Origin of the sequence: Haemophilus haemolyticus (genome assembly GCF_001008205.1) — a bacterium.
In the GTDB taxonomy this organism is placed as follows: domain Bacteria; phylum Pseudomonadota; class Gammaproteobacteria; order Enterobacterales; family Pasteurellaceae; genus Haemophilus; species Haemophilus haemolyticus_Q.
This window is the reverse complement of the sequence record NZ_LCTK01000029.1, coordinates 13,459-27,659: the sequence shown is the minus strand read 5'-3', so window position 1 is coordinate 27,659 and position 14,201 is coordinate 13,459. Positions and strand designations below refer to the sequence as shown.

At 37.1% G+C, this 14,201-nt stretch carries 15 protein-coding genes and 1 pseudogene; 4 read left to right on the top strand and 12 right to left on the bottom strand.

What is annotated here, in order from left to right; all coding sequences use genetic code 11:
- Position 1 precedes the first annotated feature (1 nt).
- On the bottom strand, positions 2-430 hold the full coding sequence (gene rplM / locus AAX18_RS05990) for a 50S ribosomal protein L13 (RefSeq protein ID WP_005628896.1): 429 nt from the start codon (positions 428-430) through the stop codon (positions 2-4).
- A 310-nt stretch (positions 431-740) separates the two neighbouring features.
- On the opposite strand from rplM, the gene metF reads away from it, so the two are divergent.
- Complete coding sequence (gene metF / locus AAX18_RS05985) at positions 741-1,622, top strand: methylenetetrahydrofolate reductase (protein WP_046953274.1); 882 nt, start codon at positions 741-743, stop codon at positions 1,620-1,622.
- A gap of 84 nt (positions 1,623-1,706) precedes the next feature.
- On the opposite strand, the gene bioD is transcribed toward metF, so the two are convergent.
- From bioD to rlmE, 8 genes are all read right to left on the bottom strand, one after another.
- Positions 1,707-2,435: a dethiobiotin synthase gene (bioD, locus tag AAX18_RS05980; RefSeq protein WP_046953273.1), complete on the bottom strand. Its 729-nt coding sequence runs from the start codon at positions 2,433-2,435 to the stop codon at positions 1,707-1,709.
- 101 nt (positions 2,436-2,536) lie between these two features.
- Positions 2,537-2,803 carry a YcgL domain-containing protein gene (locus AAX18_RS05975; RefSeq protein WP_005631587.1) on the bottom strand — a complete coding sequence of 89 codons (267 nt, stop codon included), beginning with the start codon at positions 2,801-2,803 and terminating at the stop codon, positions 2,537-2,539.
- A 78-nt stretch (positions 2,804-2,881) separates the two neighbouring features.
- Positions 2,882-3,349: a hypothetical protein gene (locus tag AAX18_RS05970; RefSeq protein ID WP_046953272.1), complete on the bottom strand. Its 468-nt coding sequence runs from the start codon at positions 3,347-3,349 to the stop codon at positions 2,882-2,884.
- A gap of 220 nt (positions 3,350-3,569) precedes the next feature.
- Positions 3,570-4,067 carry a phosphohistidine phosphatase SixA gene (gene sixA, locus AAX18_RS05965; RefSeq protein ID WP_005644808.1) on the bottom strand — a complete coding sequence of 166 codons (498 nt, stop codon included), beginning with the start codon at positions 4,065-4,067 and terminating at the stop codon, positions 3,570-3,572.
- Between the two features lie 58 nt (positions 4,068-4,125).
- Complete coding sequence (gene glmM, locus AAX18_RS05960) at positions 4,126-5,460, bottom strand: phosphoglucosamine mutase (protein ID WP_046953271.1); 1,335 nt, start codon at positions 5,458-5,460, stop codon at positions 4,126-4,128.
- 37 nt (positions 5,461-5,497) lie between these two features.
- The gene (gene folP / locus AAX18_RS05955; protein ID WP_046953270.1) at positions 5,498-6,325 is read right to left on the bottom strand and encodes a dihydropteroate synthase; all 828 of its coding nucleotides are present in this window, start codon (positions 6,323-6,325) and stop codon (positions 5,498-5,500) included.
- 125 nt (positions 6,326-6,450) lie between these two features.
- Positions 6,451-8,340 carry an ATP-dependent zinc metalloprotease FtsH gene (gene ftsH / locus AAX18_RS05950; RefSeq protein ID WP_046953269.1) on the bottom strand — a complete coding sequence of 630 codons (1,890 nt, stop codon included), beginning with the start codon at positions 8,338-8,340 and terminating at the stop codon, positions 6,451-6,453.
- 89 nt (positions 8,341-8,429) lie between these two features.
- Positions 8,430-9,059, bottom strand: coding sequence for a 23S rRNA (uridine(2552)-2'-O)-methyltransferase RlmE (gene rlmE / locus AAX18_RS05945; RefSeq protein WP_005628913.1), 630 nt, complete (start codon positions 9,057-9,059; stop codon positions 8,430-8,432).
- 126 nt (positions 9,060-9,185) lie between these two features.
- On the opposite strand from rlmE, the gene yhbY reads away from it, so the two are divergent.
- Complete coding sequence (yhbY, locus tag AAX18_RS05940; protein ID WP_005628915.1) at positions 9,186-9,485, top strand: ribosome assembly RNA-binding protein YhbY; 300 nt, start codon at positions 9,186-9,188, stop codon at positions 9,483-9,485.
- A gap of 39 nt (positions 9,486-9,524) precedes the next feature.
- Here the strand turns inward: yhbY and greA are convergent, their stop codons facing one another.
- Positions 9,525-10,001, bottom strand: a complete 477-nt coding sequence (greA, locus tag AAX18_RS05935) for a transcription elongation factor GreA (protein ID WP_005628917.1) — start codon at positions 9,999-10,001, stop codon at positions 9,525-9,527.
- 163 nt (positions 10,002-10,164) lie between these two features.
- On the opposite strand from greA, the gene dacB reads away from it, so the two are divergent.
- Entirely contained in the window at positions 10,165-11,604 is a 1,440-nt protein-coding gene (dacB, locus tag AAX18_RS05930; protein ID WP_005628919.1) for a serine-type D-Ala-D-Ala carboxypeptidase, read from the top strand.
- Between the two features lie 64 nt (positions 11,605-11,668).
- Positions 11,669-12,998: pseudogene (locus AAX18_RS09005) on the top strand (ABC transporter ATP-binding protein/permease); the annotation flags it as partial.
- Between the two features lie 138 nt (positions 12,999-13,136).
- Here AAX18_RS09005 and rpsO read toward each other — a convergent pair.
- Together rpsO and AAX18_RS05915 are read right to left on the bottom strand one after the other, a co-directional pair.
- On the bottom strand, positions 13,137-13,406 hold the full coding sequence (gene rpsO, locus AAX18_RS05920) for a 30S ribosomal protein S15 (RefSeq protein WP_005628925.1): 270 nt from the start codon (positions 13,404-13,406) through the stop codon (positions 13,137-13,139).
- Between the two features lie 191 nt (positions 13,407-13,597).
- Entirely contained in the window at positions 13,598-14,200 is a 603-nt protein-coding gene (locus tag AAX18_RS05915) for a PDDEXK family nuclease (protein ID WP_046953268.1), read from the bottom strand.
- Position 14,201: the final 1 nt, after the last annotated feature.

The window sequence follows — 14,201 nt, the reverse complement described above, 5'->3', positions numbered from 1 at the left end:
ATTAAATATCTAATACTTGTGGTTGTTGTGCAGCGTGTTGGTGTTCAGCACCCGCGTACACTTTTAATTTACGGAACATTGCACGGCCTAATGGACCTTTTGGCAACATACCTTTAACCGCAATTTCAATCACTGCTTCAGGACGGCGAGCGATCATTTCTTTGAAAGTCGCTTGTTTAATACCACCTACATAGCCAGTGTGCCAGTAGTAAAGTTTATCTGTTTCTTTACGACCAGTTACTGCCACTTTGTCTGCGTTGATAACGATGATGTAATCACCTGTATCTACGTGTGGAGTGTACTCAGCCTTGTGTTTACCACGAAGACGACGTGCTAATTCAGTCGCTAAACGACCTAAAGTTTTACCTGTCGCATCTACTACGTACCAGTCGCGTTTAACCGTTTCTGGTTTTGCTACAAAAGTTTTCATTAATTAATTACCAAAAATTAGTTTGATACCCAATGTTCTTGCGAACACAACCATTGATCTTAATCGCCACCCCTTCGAGTGAGATCTCGATAAAATAATGTACGATGGGAATTCGCACATTTACAGGGTCGGTGTATTATACATATTTATTTCATTAATGCTAATTTTTTATGCAATATTTTAGTATTTTTGCTGAAACCTATTTACATTAGCTAAATTAATGTTTTTAATGAATTTATTAAAATTGACTCATGCATAAAGTTATTTTATTGTTAACTAAAATATCATCATACTAGCTATAGGAATTTTTATGAGCTACGCTAAAGAAATTGACACGCTTAATCAGCACATCGCTGACTTCAATAAAAAAATTAATGTTTCTTTTGAATTTTTCCCACCAAAAAATGAAAAAATGGAAACACTTTTATGGGATTCTATTCATCGTTTAAAAGTGTTAAAACCCAAATTTGTTTCTGTTACTTACGGTGCAAACTCTGGCGAGCGTGACCGCACTCATGGTATTGTAAAAGCAATCAAACAAGAAACTGGCTTAGAGGCTGCTCCGCATTTAACTGGTATTGATGCCACGCCTGAAGAATTAAAACAAATTGCTAAAGATTACTGGGACAGTGGTATTCGTCGCATCGTTGCGTTACGCGGTGACGAACCAAAAGGATATGCTAAAAAATCATTTTATGCATCAGATCTTGTGGAATTACTCCGTTCTGTCGCTGATTTTGATATTTCTGTAGCAGCTTATCCAGAAGTTCATCCAGAAGCAAAATCAGCACAAGCAGACTTGATTAATTTAAAACGTAAAATTGATGCCGGTGCAAATCATGTTATCACTCAATTTTTCTTTGATATTGAAAGCTACCTACGTTTCCGTGATCGTTGTGCATCAATTGGTATTGATACTGAAATCGTGCCGGGCATTTTACCCGTAACTAACTTTAAGCAATTACAAAAAATGGCTTCTTTCACTAATGTGAAAATTCCTGCATGGCTTGTTAACGCTTATGAAGGATTAGACGATGATCAAACTACTCGTAATCTTGTAGCTGCAAGTGTGGCGATGGATATGGTGAAAATTTTATCTCGCGAAGGCGTGAATGACTTCCATTTCTATACGCTAAATCGTAGTGAACTAACTTATGCAATTTGTCATATGTTAGGTGTAAGACCAGAATAACTTAAAGATAAGATATTTTTTTCCATAAAATAAGGGCGTTATTTACGCCCTTATCTAAATATAAAAAACTTTAACCGCACTTTATTATTTGACTAACTCTGTTTGCATATACATTAATCGATCAATATCCGTCAAATAATGTCCCAATTCTTGCTCTTCTGGTTTATGCAAATAAGGAATTTTACCTAAAAGCGGCGCATCAATATGCTCAACAAGCAAATCAACAATTTCTGCATAGTGGCTTAACAATGGATTAACTCGGTTAGCTATCCAGCCCAATAACGGCACACCTAGCTGTTGAATCGCTTGCACAGTTAACAACGCGTGATTCACACAACCATCTTTAATACCAACCACAAGAACCACAGGCATTTTTCGTTGTGCAACCCAATCAGCAAAACTTTTTCCCTCCGCCATTGGAGTCATTAAACCAAACGAGCCCTCAACCACCACAGACTGATAATTTTGATTTAATCGAGTTAAATCATGATTAATTTTATCTAACTTAATACGCGTCCTATCTTGTGTCAGCATCGGTGCGCTATGGCTAAAGGTATAACTATTAATATCCTTGTAGGACACATTTTCTTTGGTTGAATCCATTAATGTTAATACATCTGAATTTGCTAAATTATCATAATCTGATGTATTTTCTTCTTGCATCGCAGGGTAAATACTTTCCTCACCGCAACAAGCAATGGGTTTATAGCCAACCACTTGCACACCTTGTTTTTGCAAGGCTTGAATAATCGCGCGGGTTGCCGTGGTTTTTCCCACATTTGTATCTGTCCCCGCAACAAAAAAGCTACTCATTTTTCTCTCCTTTAAAAAGTGCGGTGGATTTTAAAAGAATTTTTCTTTTAAAAATTTGAGATAACGCAAATTTTCTCTTTTTCGTATCAAAAATAAACAATTTATTTGATCTCACTCAAGCTATTAAATAAACCATCATCTTGTTTTGGTATTTGCAAATAAAATCCTTGTTGTTTAATTTTTTCCAATACCTCATTACTATCTACATTATGTAGCGGCTTGCTTCCAAGTAAATTAAACATCATGACTAATTCTGGTTTTCCAAAGTGACTCAGTAACACTTCTGGCACTTGAGAAAAATCCTCTCTTTTTGCGATATACAGATAGCTTCCCGGTTTCTTTTTACTTTTATAAATTGCACATAACATATTTTGTTTTCCTAAATAAAAAATCCCTATTAAATTTCTTTAACAGGGATTTTACCATTTATTAAATTGATTAAAGCATTATTTTGCAGCTTCTTTTACAGCATCAGCTGCTTGAGTTGCTTTTTCAGAAACTGCATCTTTAACTTCAGTCATTTTAGAAGCAGCAGTATCTTTCATTGCATCCATTTTTGATGATGCAGCGTCTTTCATTGCATCAATTTTAGAGGTTGCAGCATCTTTCATTTCGCTAACTTTAGCTGCTGCAGCATCTTTTACTTGTTCAACTTGTGCCATTGCTGCATCTTTAACTTCAGCAGTTTTCTCTACTGCAGTGTTTTTCACTTCAGTTGAAGCTTGTTTAACCGCATCTTTAACATCAGCAACAGCATTAGTTGCTGCGCCTTTTGCTTCAGAAACCATTGATGTTGCCGCTTGTTTAGCCGCGTCAACTTTTTGTGCAGCTTCTTCTTTATCGAAACAACCAGTTACCGCTAAAGCTGAACCTAAAACTAATGCTAGTGTTAATTTTTTCATAATTTTCTCCATAGAATAAATCTTGATTACGGCAAAGCCCTATTGCTTTGATGTGGCGCAGTTTACGGAAATTTTATTAAAAGAAAATAGCTAATACAAAAATTTACATTTCTGATAAATAAATAAGTGTAAAAAAGAGCATTAACACATTGATATTAAATATATTTTAAAAAAGTTCCATAGAAAAATTTTATTTTTTGTAAAGAAATGTATATGAATATATGTTTTAGATTTAATCAATCTTATGAATTTCTCTAGATGCTTGATGCATCAATATTTCTGATTTATTACCATCCCATAATAATTGAGCAATCGTTGCAGGATAAAATGGTATTGGATTTCGTTTTCCATATAGTTCAGCAACAATTTCTCCAACTAAAGGTAAATGAGAAATAATCAATACAGATTTAACCCCATCATGTTTCAGCACTTCTAAATAATCAATGACCGAATGAGCATGGCCATAAGGAGTTATACCCTCCCAAGTTTCAAGTTTATTTTCTAACTCTAAATCAAACGCTTGATTAACTTGATGAAAGGTTTCTTGAGCTCTGACATAAGGGCTCACTAAAATACGATCTAGTGAATTAATTACTAGCGTGCTTAAATGCTGTTTTAACCATTCTCCTTGAGAAAAAGCTTGTTTAATACCATAAGCAGTTAAGCGACGAGCTTTATCACTATTAGCCATTACTTCAGCCTCGCCATGACGCATAATAAAAATATTCATTTGCTTTCCTAAGTACTTGATAAAAATAAACCGCACTAAATAAAGTGCGGTTAAAAAATTAATGAGATTTAACTGCTTCTGCAATTTCTTCTGCACATTGTTGTGCAAGTGCAGCATCTTGGCATTCCACCATAACGCGAATAAGTGGTTCCGTCCCTGATTTACGCAATAAAATACGACCTTTGCCTTCTAAACGTTTTTCAACGTCTGCGGCAACAGATTTTACAGCGTCACTTTCAAGTGGATTATCCCCTCCCGCAAAACGTACATTGATTAACACTTGTGGGAATAATTTAACCGCACTTGCTAATTCATTTAATGATAATTTATGCTGCGCCATCGCCGCCAATACAGCCAATGATGCAACAATACCGTCACCCGTTGTATTCTTATCCGCAATGATAATATGTCCAGAATTCTCACCACCAAGCGTCCAATCATTTTCAACCATTTTTTCCAATACATAACGGTCACCCACATTTGCACGTAAGAAAGGAACACCAAGCATTTTCAACGCGATCTCTAAACTCATATTACTCATTAATGTGCCAACGACACCGCCTTTTAATTGACCTGAGCGCAATGCTTCACGCGCAATAATAAAGAGAATTTGGTCACCATCGACTTTATTTCCTAAATGATCGACCATCATAATGCGGTCACCATCGCCATCATAAGCTAAGCCAACGTCAGCTTTCGTTTCAACTACTTTAGCTTGCAATGCAGTCACATCAGTTGCACCACATTTTTCATTAATGTTCAAACCATTTGGATCCGTACCAATTTCAATGACTTCCGCACCTAACTCTCTCAACACGTTAGGCGCAATATGATAGGTTGCACCATTTGCACAATCTACCACGATCTTATAACCTTCCAAGCCTAAATGAGCGGGGAATGTACCTTTACAAAATTCAATGTAGCGCCCTGCTGCATCATTAATACGACTTGCTTTACCTAATTCAGCAGATTCCACACAATCCATAGGTTGCTCTAACATTGCTTCAATGGCTTCTTCAATTTCATCAGGTAATTTAGTACCTTTTGCTGAAAAGAATTTAATGCCATTATCATAATAAGGATTATGAGATGCTGAGATCACAATACCCGCTTCAGCACGGAAAGTTCTGGTCAAATAAGCAATAGCAGGTGTAGGCATAGGACCAGTAAATGCAGCAGATAAACCCGCAGCGGCTAAACCTGCTTCAAGGGCTGATTCCAACATATATCCAGAAATTCGGGTATCTTTACCGATTAAAACCATTTTCGAACCTTGAGAAGCCAACACTTTTCCCGCGGCCCAACCTAATTTTAATGCGAAATCTGGTGTGATTGGATAAGTGCCCACTTTTCCACGTACACCATCTGTTCCAAAATATTTACGATTTGCCATAATAAAATTCCTTTAATTTTTTATCGTTATAAAACCATCAGGCATTTTCTGTTGCCTGCCAAACTTTGAGCATATCCGATGTTGCAGCAACATCATGTACGCGTAAAATTTTTGCACCTTTTTGCGCTGCAATAAGCGCACCTACCGCACTACCTATCACTCGCTTATCGACGGGTTTATCAAGCACAGCGCCAATCATTGATTTGCGAGATAATCCCGCTAATACTGGATAGCCTATCCGACAAAATTCATTCAGATTTTGTAATAATTGATAATTATGCTGTACAGACTTACCAAAACCAAATCCCATGTCCCAAATTAAGTTTTCTTTTTTAACACCAGCAGAAAGACATTCATTAGTACGTTTCTGTAAAAAAGCTAATACATCTTGCAGGACATTTTCATAATGAGGATTTACCTGCATCGTTCTAGGTTGCCCTTGCATATGCATAATGCAAACAGGTAAAGCCAGTTTTACCGCCGTTTCTAACGCATTTGGTTCTTGCAAAGCACGAATATCATTAATCAAATCCATTCCAACATTTGCGGCTTCACGCATCACAACTGCTTTTGAGGAATCAACAGAAATCCAGCAATCAAAACGGCTTCGCACCGCCTCCACTACTGGCACAACACGATGTAATTCTTCTTGTTCAGAGACTTCATCCGCATTAGGGCGTGTAGATTCACCACCAATATCAATAATTGCCGCACCTTCTTCCAACATTTTTTCAACTTGAAAAAGCGCTTTATCCAAACTAAAAAACTGTCCGCTATCAGAAAAAGAATCAGGAGTAAAATTAAGGATTCCCATAATCTGAGGAACACTTAAATCAAGACATTTATTATTTGCGTAAAGTTTCATAAAGTGCGGTGGATTTTTAGATTAATTTTAATCGGGCGATTATAGCGGAATACGCTCAAGAAAAAAATCATTAGGGGGAAAAATAAAGCCTTTCCGAAGAAAGGCCTTGTTGATTAGAGAGGTGATTAGGAATTAGAATCTACCGAATTTTCACCACTTTGAGCATTATTGCTATTTGCATAAGCAGCTTGCCCTGTATGGTCTTCCCATCCAGATGGAGGTGTCACAGGTTCACGATTCATCAATTGTTTGATTTGTTCTTCTTCAATGGTTTCATATTTGACTAATGCATCTTTCATCGCATGAAGAATATCCATATTATCAGTCAAAATCTGTCTTGCTCTCGCATAGTTACGATTTACAATCGCACGAACTTCTTCATCAATTGCATGAGCCGTTTCATCTGACATATGTTTTGCTTTCGCCATTGAACGACCTAAGAAAACCTCGCCTTCATCTTCCGTATAAAGAATTGGACCTAATTTGTCAGAGAATCCCCATTGCGTCACCATATTGCGCGCAATATTAGTAGCGACTTTAATATCGTTAGACGCACCAGTCGAAATATTTTCTTCGCCATAAATCAAATCTTCTGCCAAACGCCCCGCATACAAGGTAGAAAGCTTACTTTCTAATTGTTTTTGGCTAATACTAATTTGATCACCTTCAGGCAAGAAAAATGTCACACCCAACGCACGACCACGAGGAATAATAGTCACTTTGTGTACAGGATCATGCTCAGGAACTAAATAACCTACAATCGCATGACCTGCTTCATGATAAGCTGTCGACTCTTTTTGCTTATCCGTCATAATCATGGTACGACGTTCTGGCCCCATATTGATCTTATCTTTCGCTTTTTCAAACTCAAGCATGGTTACCATACGTTTATTCACTCGAGCAGCAAATAAAGCAGCCTCATTCACTAAGTTTGCTAAATCTGCACCGGAATAGCCAGGCGTACCACGCGCTAATGTCATTGCATCAACATCTTGTGCTACAGGCACTTTGCGCATATGCACTTTTAAGATTTGCTCACGACCTTTCACATCAGGTAAACCAACAACAACTTGTCGGTCAAAACGGCCTGGACGAGTTAAAGCTGGGTCAAGCACATCTGGGCGGTTAGTTGCGGCAATAACAATTACGCCGTCATTACCACTAAAGCCATCCATTTCAACCAGCATTTGGTTTAAGGTTTGTTCACGTTCATCGTGCCCGCCGCCTAAGCCCGCACCACGTTGGCGACCCACTGCATCGATTTCATCAATAAAGATTAAGCAAGGTGCATTTTTCTTAGCCTGTTCAAACATATCACGTACACGAGATGCACCAACACCCACAAACATTTCTACGAAATCAGAACCTGAAATAGTGAAGAATGGAACTTTTGCTTCCCCTGCGATAGCACGAGCAAGTAAAGTTTTACCAGTACCTGGAGGACCAACCATCAGAATACCTTTTGGAATTTTACCGCCCAAGTTTTGGAATTTATTAGGATCACGCAAGAAATCAACGATTTCACCCACTTCTTCTTTTGCTTCATCGCAACCAGCAACATCCGCAAAAGTAACCTTAATCTGATCTTGATTCAGCATTTTGGCGCGGCTTTTACCAAAGCTCATCGCTTTACCGCCACCACCTTGCATTTGACGCATAAAGAATACCCATACGCCAACAAGGAATAACATTGGGAACCAAGAAATTAAAATTTGGGACAAGAAACCACGTTTTTCAAATGGCGTACCTTCCACTTTCACTTTTTTGCTTAATAAATCATCAAGCAATTTTTTGTCTTCAAGTGGTGGCATTACGGTTGAATATTTAGAACCATCGGTTTTCGTTACCGTAATTTCATTGGCATCAAAACGTGCTTCTGTCACTTGTCCGTTGCTTACATCGTAAACAAAGGTTGTATAATCAGTAGAATTATCTACCGAAGAGGAATTAAAACTCTGGTATGCTGTCATCATAATGACCGCTACTACCACCCAAAGCACCAGATTTTTGACCATATCGTTCAAAGTCTAACCTACCTTTCCTAAGTTAAAAAATTTTTTACAAGATACTACACATCATTAGCGATGAAAAGCTATCAAAGCAATTAGCCTTTATAGCCTGTCGCCACAATATATACTTCACGAGAGCGTCCGCGTGATGCTTCAGGCTTACGCACTTTCACCACATTAAATAAAGAACGAATTTCTCTTAAATATTCATCAAAGCCTTCACCTTGGAAAACTTTAACAACAAAGCTTCCTTTGGTTGCCAAGACCTGTTTACACATATCTAAAGCAAGCTCGACCAAATACATTGCGCGTGGAATATCTACTGATGGCATTCCACTAAAATTTGGTGCCATATCAGACATTACCACATCAACTTTATCTTCGCCTACGCGCGCTAATAAAGCATTCAAAATATTTTCATCACGGAAATCTCCTTGTAGAAAATCAACACCTACAATGGGATCCATTTCTAAAATATCACAAGCAATCACTCGACCTTTACCACCGATTTGTCCCACCACATATTGCGACCAACCGCCAGGTGCAGCGCCAAGATCGACCACAGTCATTCCTTGTTTAAATAATTTATCCGTTTGCTGAATTTCATCAATCTTAAAATAAGCGCGTGAACGTAACTTTTGCTTATGCGCTTTTTGCACAAATTGATCACTAAAATGTTCATTTAGCCAGCGAGAAGAACTCGCTGAACGTTTTTTCTTTCCCATAATCTTCTATTTTTGGTAGTAGTTTTGCTTATATTTGGTTACAATCTGCCGAATTCAAGCCGAGGCTGATTGAAATCAGTGAAAAACATTGAGAAAATCAACCGCTCTTTTTAATTAGGAATCCTTATGACAACCTTATCAACCAAACAAAAACAATTTTTAAAAGGTCTTGCGCACCATCTTAACCCAGTGGTTATGCTTGGTGGAAATGGCTTAACCGAAGGCGTACTTGCTGAAATTGAAAATGCACTTAATCATCACGAACTCATTAAAGTAAAAGTTGCTGGTGCAGATCGTGAAACAAAACAACTTATTATCGATGCGATTGTGCGTGAAACTAAAGCAGCACAAGTACAAACTATCGGGCATATTTTGGTGCTTTATCGCCCAAGCGAAGAAGCAAAAATTCAGCTTCCACGAAAATAACAACAAACGTGCGGTTATTTTCAACCGCACTTTTTTTATTTAAATATAATTCACTTCAATAATATCAAACTCAACGACACCACCAGGCGTTGTAATATTAACGGTATCATCTAATTCTTTACCAATTAAACCTCGCGCAATTGGTGAATTAACCGAAATCAAACCAGATTTAATGTCAGCTTCATCATCGCCCACAATGCGATAAGTAACTTCCTCGTCTGTATCAGTATTTACAAGCACAACGGTTGCACCAAAAATAACTTTACCGTTATTTGGCATTTTGGTTACATCAATCACTTGAGCATTACCAAGTTTACCTTCAATCTCTTGAATACGGCCTTCACAAAAACCTTGTTGTTCACGAGCCGCATGATATTCTGCATTTTCTTTTAAATCACCGTGCTCGCGTGCTTCTGCTATCGCTTTAATAATTTCAGGACGACGTACATTTTTTAAGAAATCCAATTCTTCACGTAATTGTTCTGCGCCACGCACAGTCATTGGAATTTGTTGCATTGTTTTTCCTTTTACTAAATAAAACAAAAACCACGGCAAAATCCTAAAATTTTGCCGCAGTATTATTAAAAATAAACTTGAAATGAGAAAATGATTTACTCAATTTCATTCGGGGCTTATTATTGTTCGTCTAAAAAAAAATAGCAACCATAACAAACCTAATATGAAAAAATTATCTTCAATTTCCACCACACTTGGATCCTTTTTACTTTCCGTAAGCTTTAGCCTTCCAACCTTCGCAAACATTAACGTTTTAGACTTGACACAACAATTACCTGAAGGCTCTAGCGTAGGTTTCATCGCAAAAAATATAAATCAAAACCAAATTATTGCGGATTATAATGGCTCAACCTTTATGCTTCCTGCGAGTACACAAAAAGTTTTTACTGCCGTTGCCGCTAAACTTGCATTAGGCGATCAATTCCAATTTGAGACGGCTCTTTTGAGTAATGGAAAAATTCAAAATGGGAATTTAGATGGTCACTTAATCGTACGTTTCACAGGTGATCCTGATCTCACAAGTGGTCAGCTTTATAGCTTACTTGCAGAATTAAAAAAACAAGGCATCAAAAAAATTAATGGCGATTTAGTATTAGATACCTCTGTTTTTTCTAGTCACGACCGAGGATTAGGTTGGATTTGGAACGATCTGACCATGTGTTTCAACTCTCCGCCATCCGCTGCAAATATTGATAACAACTGTTTCTATGCGGAACTAGATGCGAATCAAAATCCAGGTGAAACAGTAAAAATCAATGTACCTGCACAATTTCCAATTCAAGTGTTCGGACAAGTTTATGTAGCGGATAGCAATGAAGCGCCTTATTGTCAGCTCGATGTTGTTGTACACGATAATAATCGCTATCAAGTAAAAGGATGTTTAGCCCGTCAATCTAAACCTTTTGGTTTAAGCTTTGCCGTGCAAGATACGGATGCTTATTCTGCCGCGATTATTCAACGTCAATTAAGACAATTAGGTATTGAGTTTAATGGCAAAGTCATGCTGCCCCCAAAACCACAACAAGGTCAGCTATTAGCTAAACATTTATCAAAACCATTACCAGATTTATTGAAAAAAATGATGAAAAAATCGGATAACCAAATTGCCGATTCATTATTCCGAGCGGTGGCATTCAATTACTATAAACGCCCAGCGTCCTTTCAATTAGGCACATTAGCGATTAAATCTATATTGCAAAAACAAGGAATTCGTTTTGGCAACAGTATTTTAGCCGATGGTTCGGGTCTGTCTCGCCATAATCTTGTGGCACCTAAAACGATGCTGTCCGTTTTAGAATACATCGCCAAAAACGAAGATAAATTGCATTTAATGGAAACTTTTCCGATCGCAGGTGTAGATGGCACGATCAGTGGGCGAGGTGGATTAATTAGCCCACCATTAGTCAAAAATGTGATTGCTAAAACTGGCTCTTTGAAAGGGGTTTATAACCTCGCCGGCTTTATGACAAATGCTCGAGGGGAAAAAGTGGCCTTTGTTCAATTTATTAATGGCTACTCAACTGGTGATTTGGAAAGCAAAACCAAACGAGCTGCATTAGTACAATTTGAGAGTGGCTTATATAACGAAATCTATAAATATTGATAAAACCTTCTAAAAAACACCGCACTTTACCATCAAAAGGCGGTGTTTTTTTATAGCCTTTTAAAAATGCTATCGCCTAAAATACGAACGAGATTTACCAGATAATATCGATCAACGTATTGAACAAGATGCGAGAGAATTTATTACCAGTACGGAATTGTACGAGGCATGATTAAATCGGTGCTCACGACCATTGAATTTACGATTATTTTATGGTCAGTTTCTGGTGTGTTAACTTTATTTGGATTTAATATTGAAAAAGGCGTCGTTTTCTTCATTTATGCCTTTATTATTTTTGCAACACTCATGTCCGTGTGAATTGGCCGCCCACTAATCAAGTTAAATTTTACAAAAGAAAAACTCAATGGCGATTATCGTTATTCCTTAATCCGTGTACGAGACAATGCAGAAAGCATTGCTTTTTATAATGGCGAGCCAAAAGAACAAACTTTCTTACAACATCAATTCCATCAAATTATCCATAACCGTTGGTCCATTGTATTAAAAATGTTGGGCTTAAATAGTTGCAACTCTGGGGTAACTCGCGTGGCTAAATTATTGCCTTTAATGTTACAAGCACCACGTTTTTTTCTGGTCAGATAAAACTAGGAGATATGCATCAAACAGTCCAAGCATTTAACCGATTAATGACCGCACTTTCATTCTTCCGCTTGTTCTATGAGCAATTCACACTCTATCAAGCTCGGTTAAAGCGTCTTTATGGTTTTATAACAAAAATGGATGAATTAGATAAACAAAACGTTCATCATCCTTTTCATTGTTCTCATCGTGTCACCTTAAAAAACTTTGGTATTAAAGATGAACAAGGTAATGTTCTACTCAATAATTTAAATATTAATTTAGAAAATGGAGATGCCCTATTGATTCAAGGTGCATCTGGAACAGGAAAAACATCGCTGCTAAAAGCAATTGTAGGAATCTATCCCTTTGAAATCGTCGATATTGCAGAGCATCCATGTATGGGAAGTTTATTCCTGCCACAACGACCTTATATGCCACAGGGTACTTTACGAGAAGCAATTTGTTATCCAAATATCAATCCAAGTCACGCAGAATTGGAACAAACAATGAAGGATTGTACGCTTGGAAAATACATACACGCACTTAATGTAAAAAATGACTGGTAAGCGATTTTATCGCCCAGTGAACTTCAAAGAGTGGCGTTTATTCGTATTTTACTCACAAAACCAGATGTCGTATTTCTCGATGAAACGACTTCAGCATTGGATGAAACAACCGAGAATTTACTCTACCAAACAATTAAAGAGCATCTGCCCGAAATGATCATTCTCAGCGTAAGTCACCGTAGTACATTACAGCAATTTCATAACAAACAACTAAAATTAGATGTATGTTTATTATGTGAACATTAGAAGATGGCAAGTTAATATATCAGCCAAATATTTTATTTATTTTGATGATAGTCTGAAGAGCGCCTATAAAATTAAAATAAAACTATAAAAAAAGCCCTCGATATTCGAGGGCTTGATTTTTTACTATCGTAATAAAAATTAGCGACGTAAACCTAAACGAGCGATAGTGCTTTGATATAAAGCAAGATCAGTACGTTTTAAGTAGTCTAAAAGTTTACGACGACGAGAAACCATACGTAATAAACCACGACGACCATGGTGGTCTTTTTTGTGCTCAGCAAAGTGAGCTTGTAAGTGGTTGATTTGTGCAGTTAATAATGCGATTTGAACTTCAGAAGAACCAGTATCTTTCGCATCACGACCAAATTCAGCAACGATTGCTGCTTTTTTTTCAGTACTTAGAGACATTTTTTACTCCTAAAAGGTAGTGTTGTTAATACATCATTCGCCGATCTCTAACTCAGCGATGACAAGGAGCCTGCATTCTAGCGATGAATAGGCTTAAATGCAAGGTTTATTCTGATAAAACCCATCATTCTGATTTGTTTGTCTTGAATCAATTGTAAAATTTGAAAGCATATAACTAGAAATTATTACCACTATAGTGAAATTCTATACATTTCATTGGCTATTTCTTTATTATAAACATGATGATCTGTTTCAATAATTTTAATAGTTTCACTCTCTGAAATTTTAATTTGTTTTAACTCATTGATAAATTGATCATACTCTGTAGTGTGAGCAAGAATAAATTTATCAATTCCCATATAACTATTTCTATCTGCTCGTCTAGTTTTGACTTCACTTTCGGAAAGCGTTAAAAGATAACACTTTGCATCTCTATGAACATATTTTGTTGCAACAGCCTCAAGATCAGCTTGTTTCCAACGTTCCCTTAATGACGTTTTAGCACTAATAGTGATGGGCGTTCTACGATTATAGAGGACAATATCAAGAATTACATTTGGTACAAAAGCAAGTTTTGCTTGAACATAAACGGGACCGATTCCTTCCCTAAGTAATGAAAGGACAAGTAATTGCTCAAATACTCCCCCATTTACCGAATTATCTTCTTTATAATCAGATTTATAAATACCCCAATAAGTAGAAATAAATTCACTTGCAGTCCACTCTTTGTTAATAGGACATCCTTCTATTATTTGTTTGATAATAGTGACAACCTTTCGTCCTTTAGTAGTCATA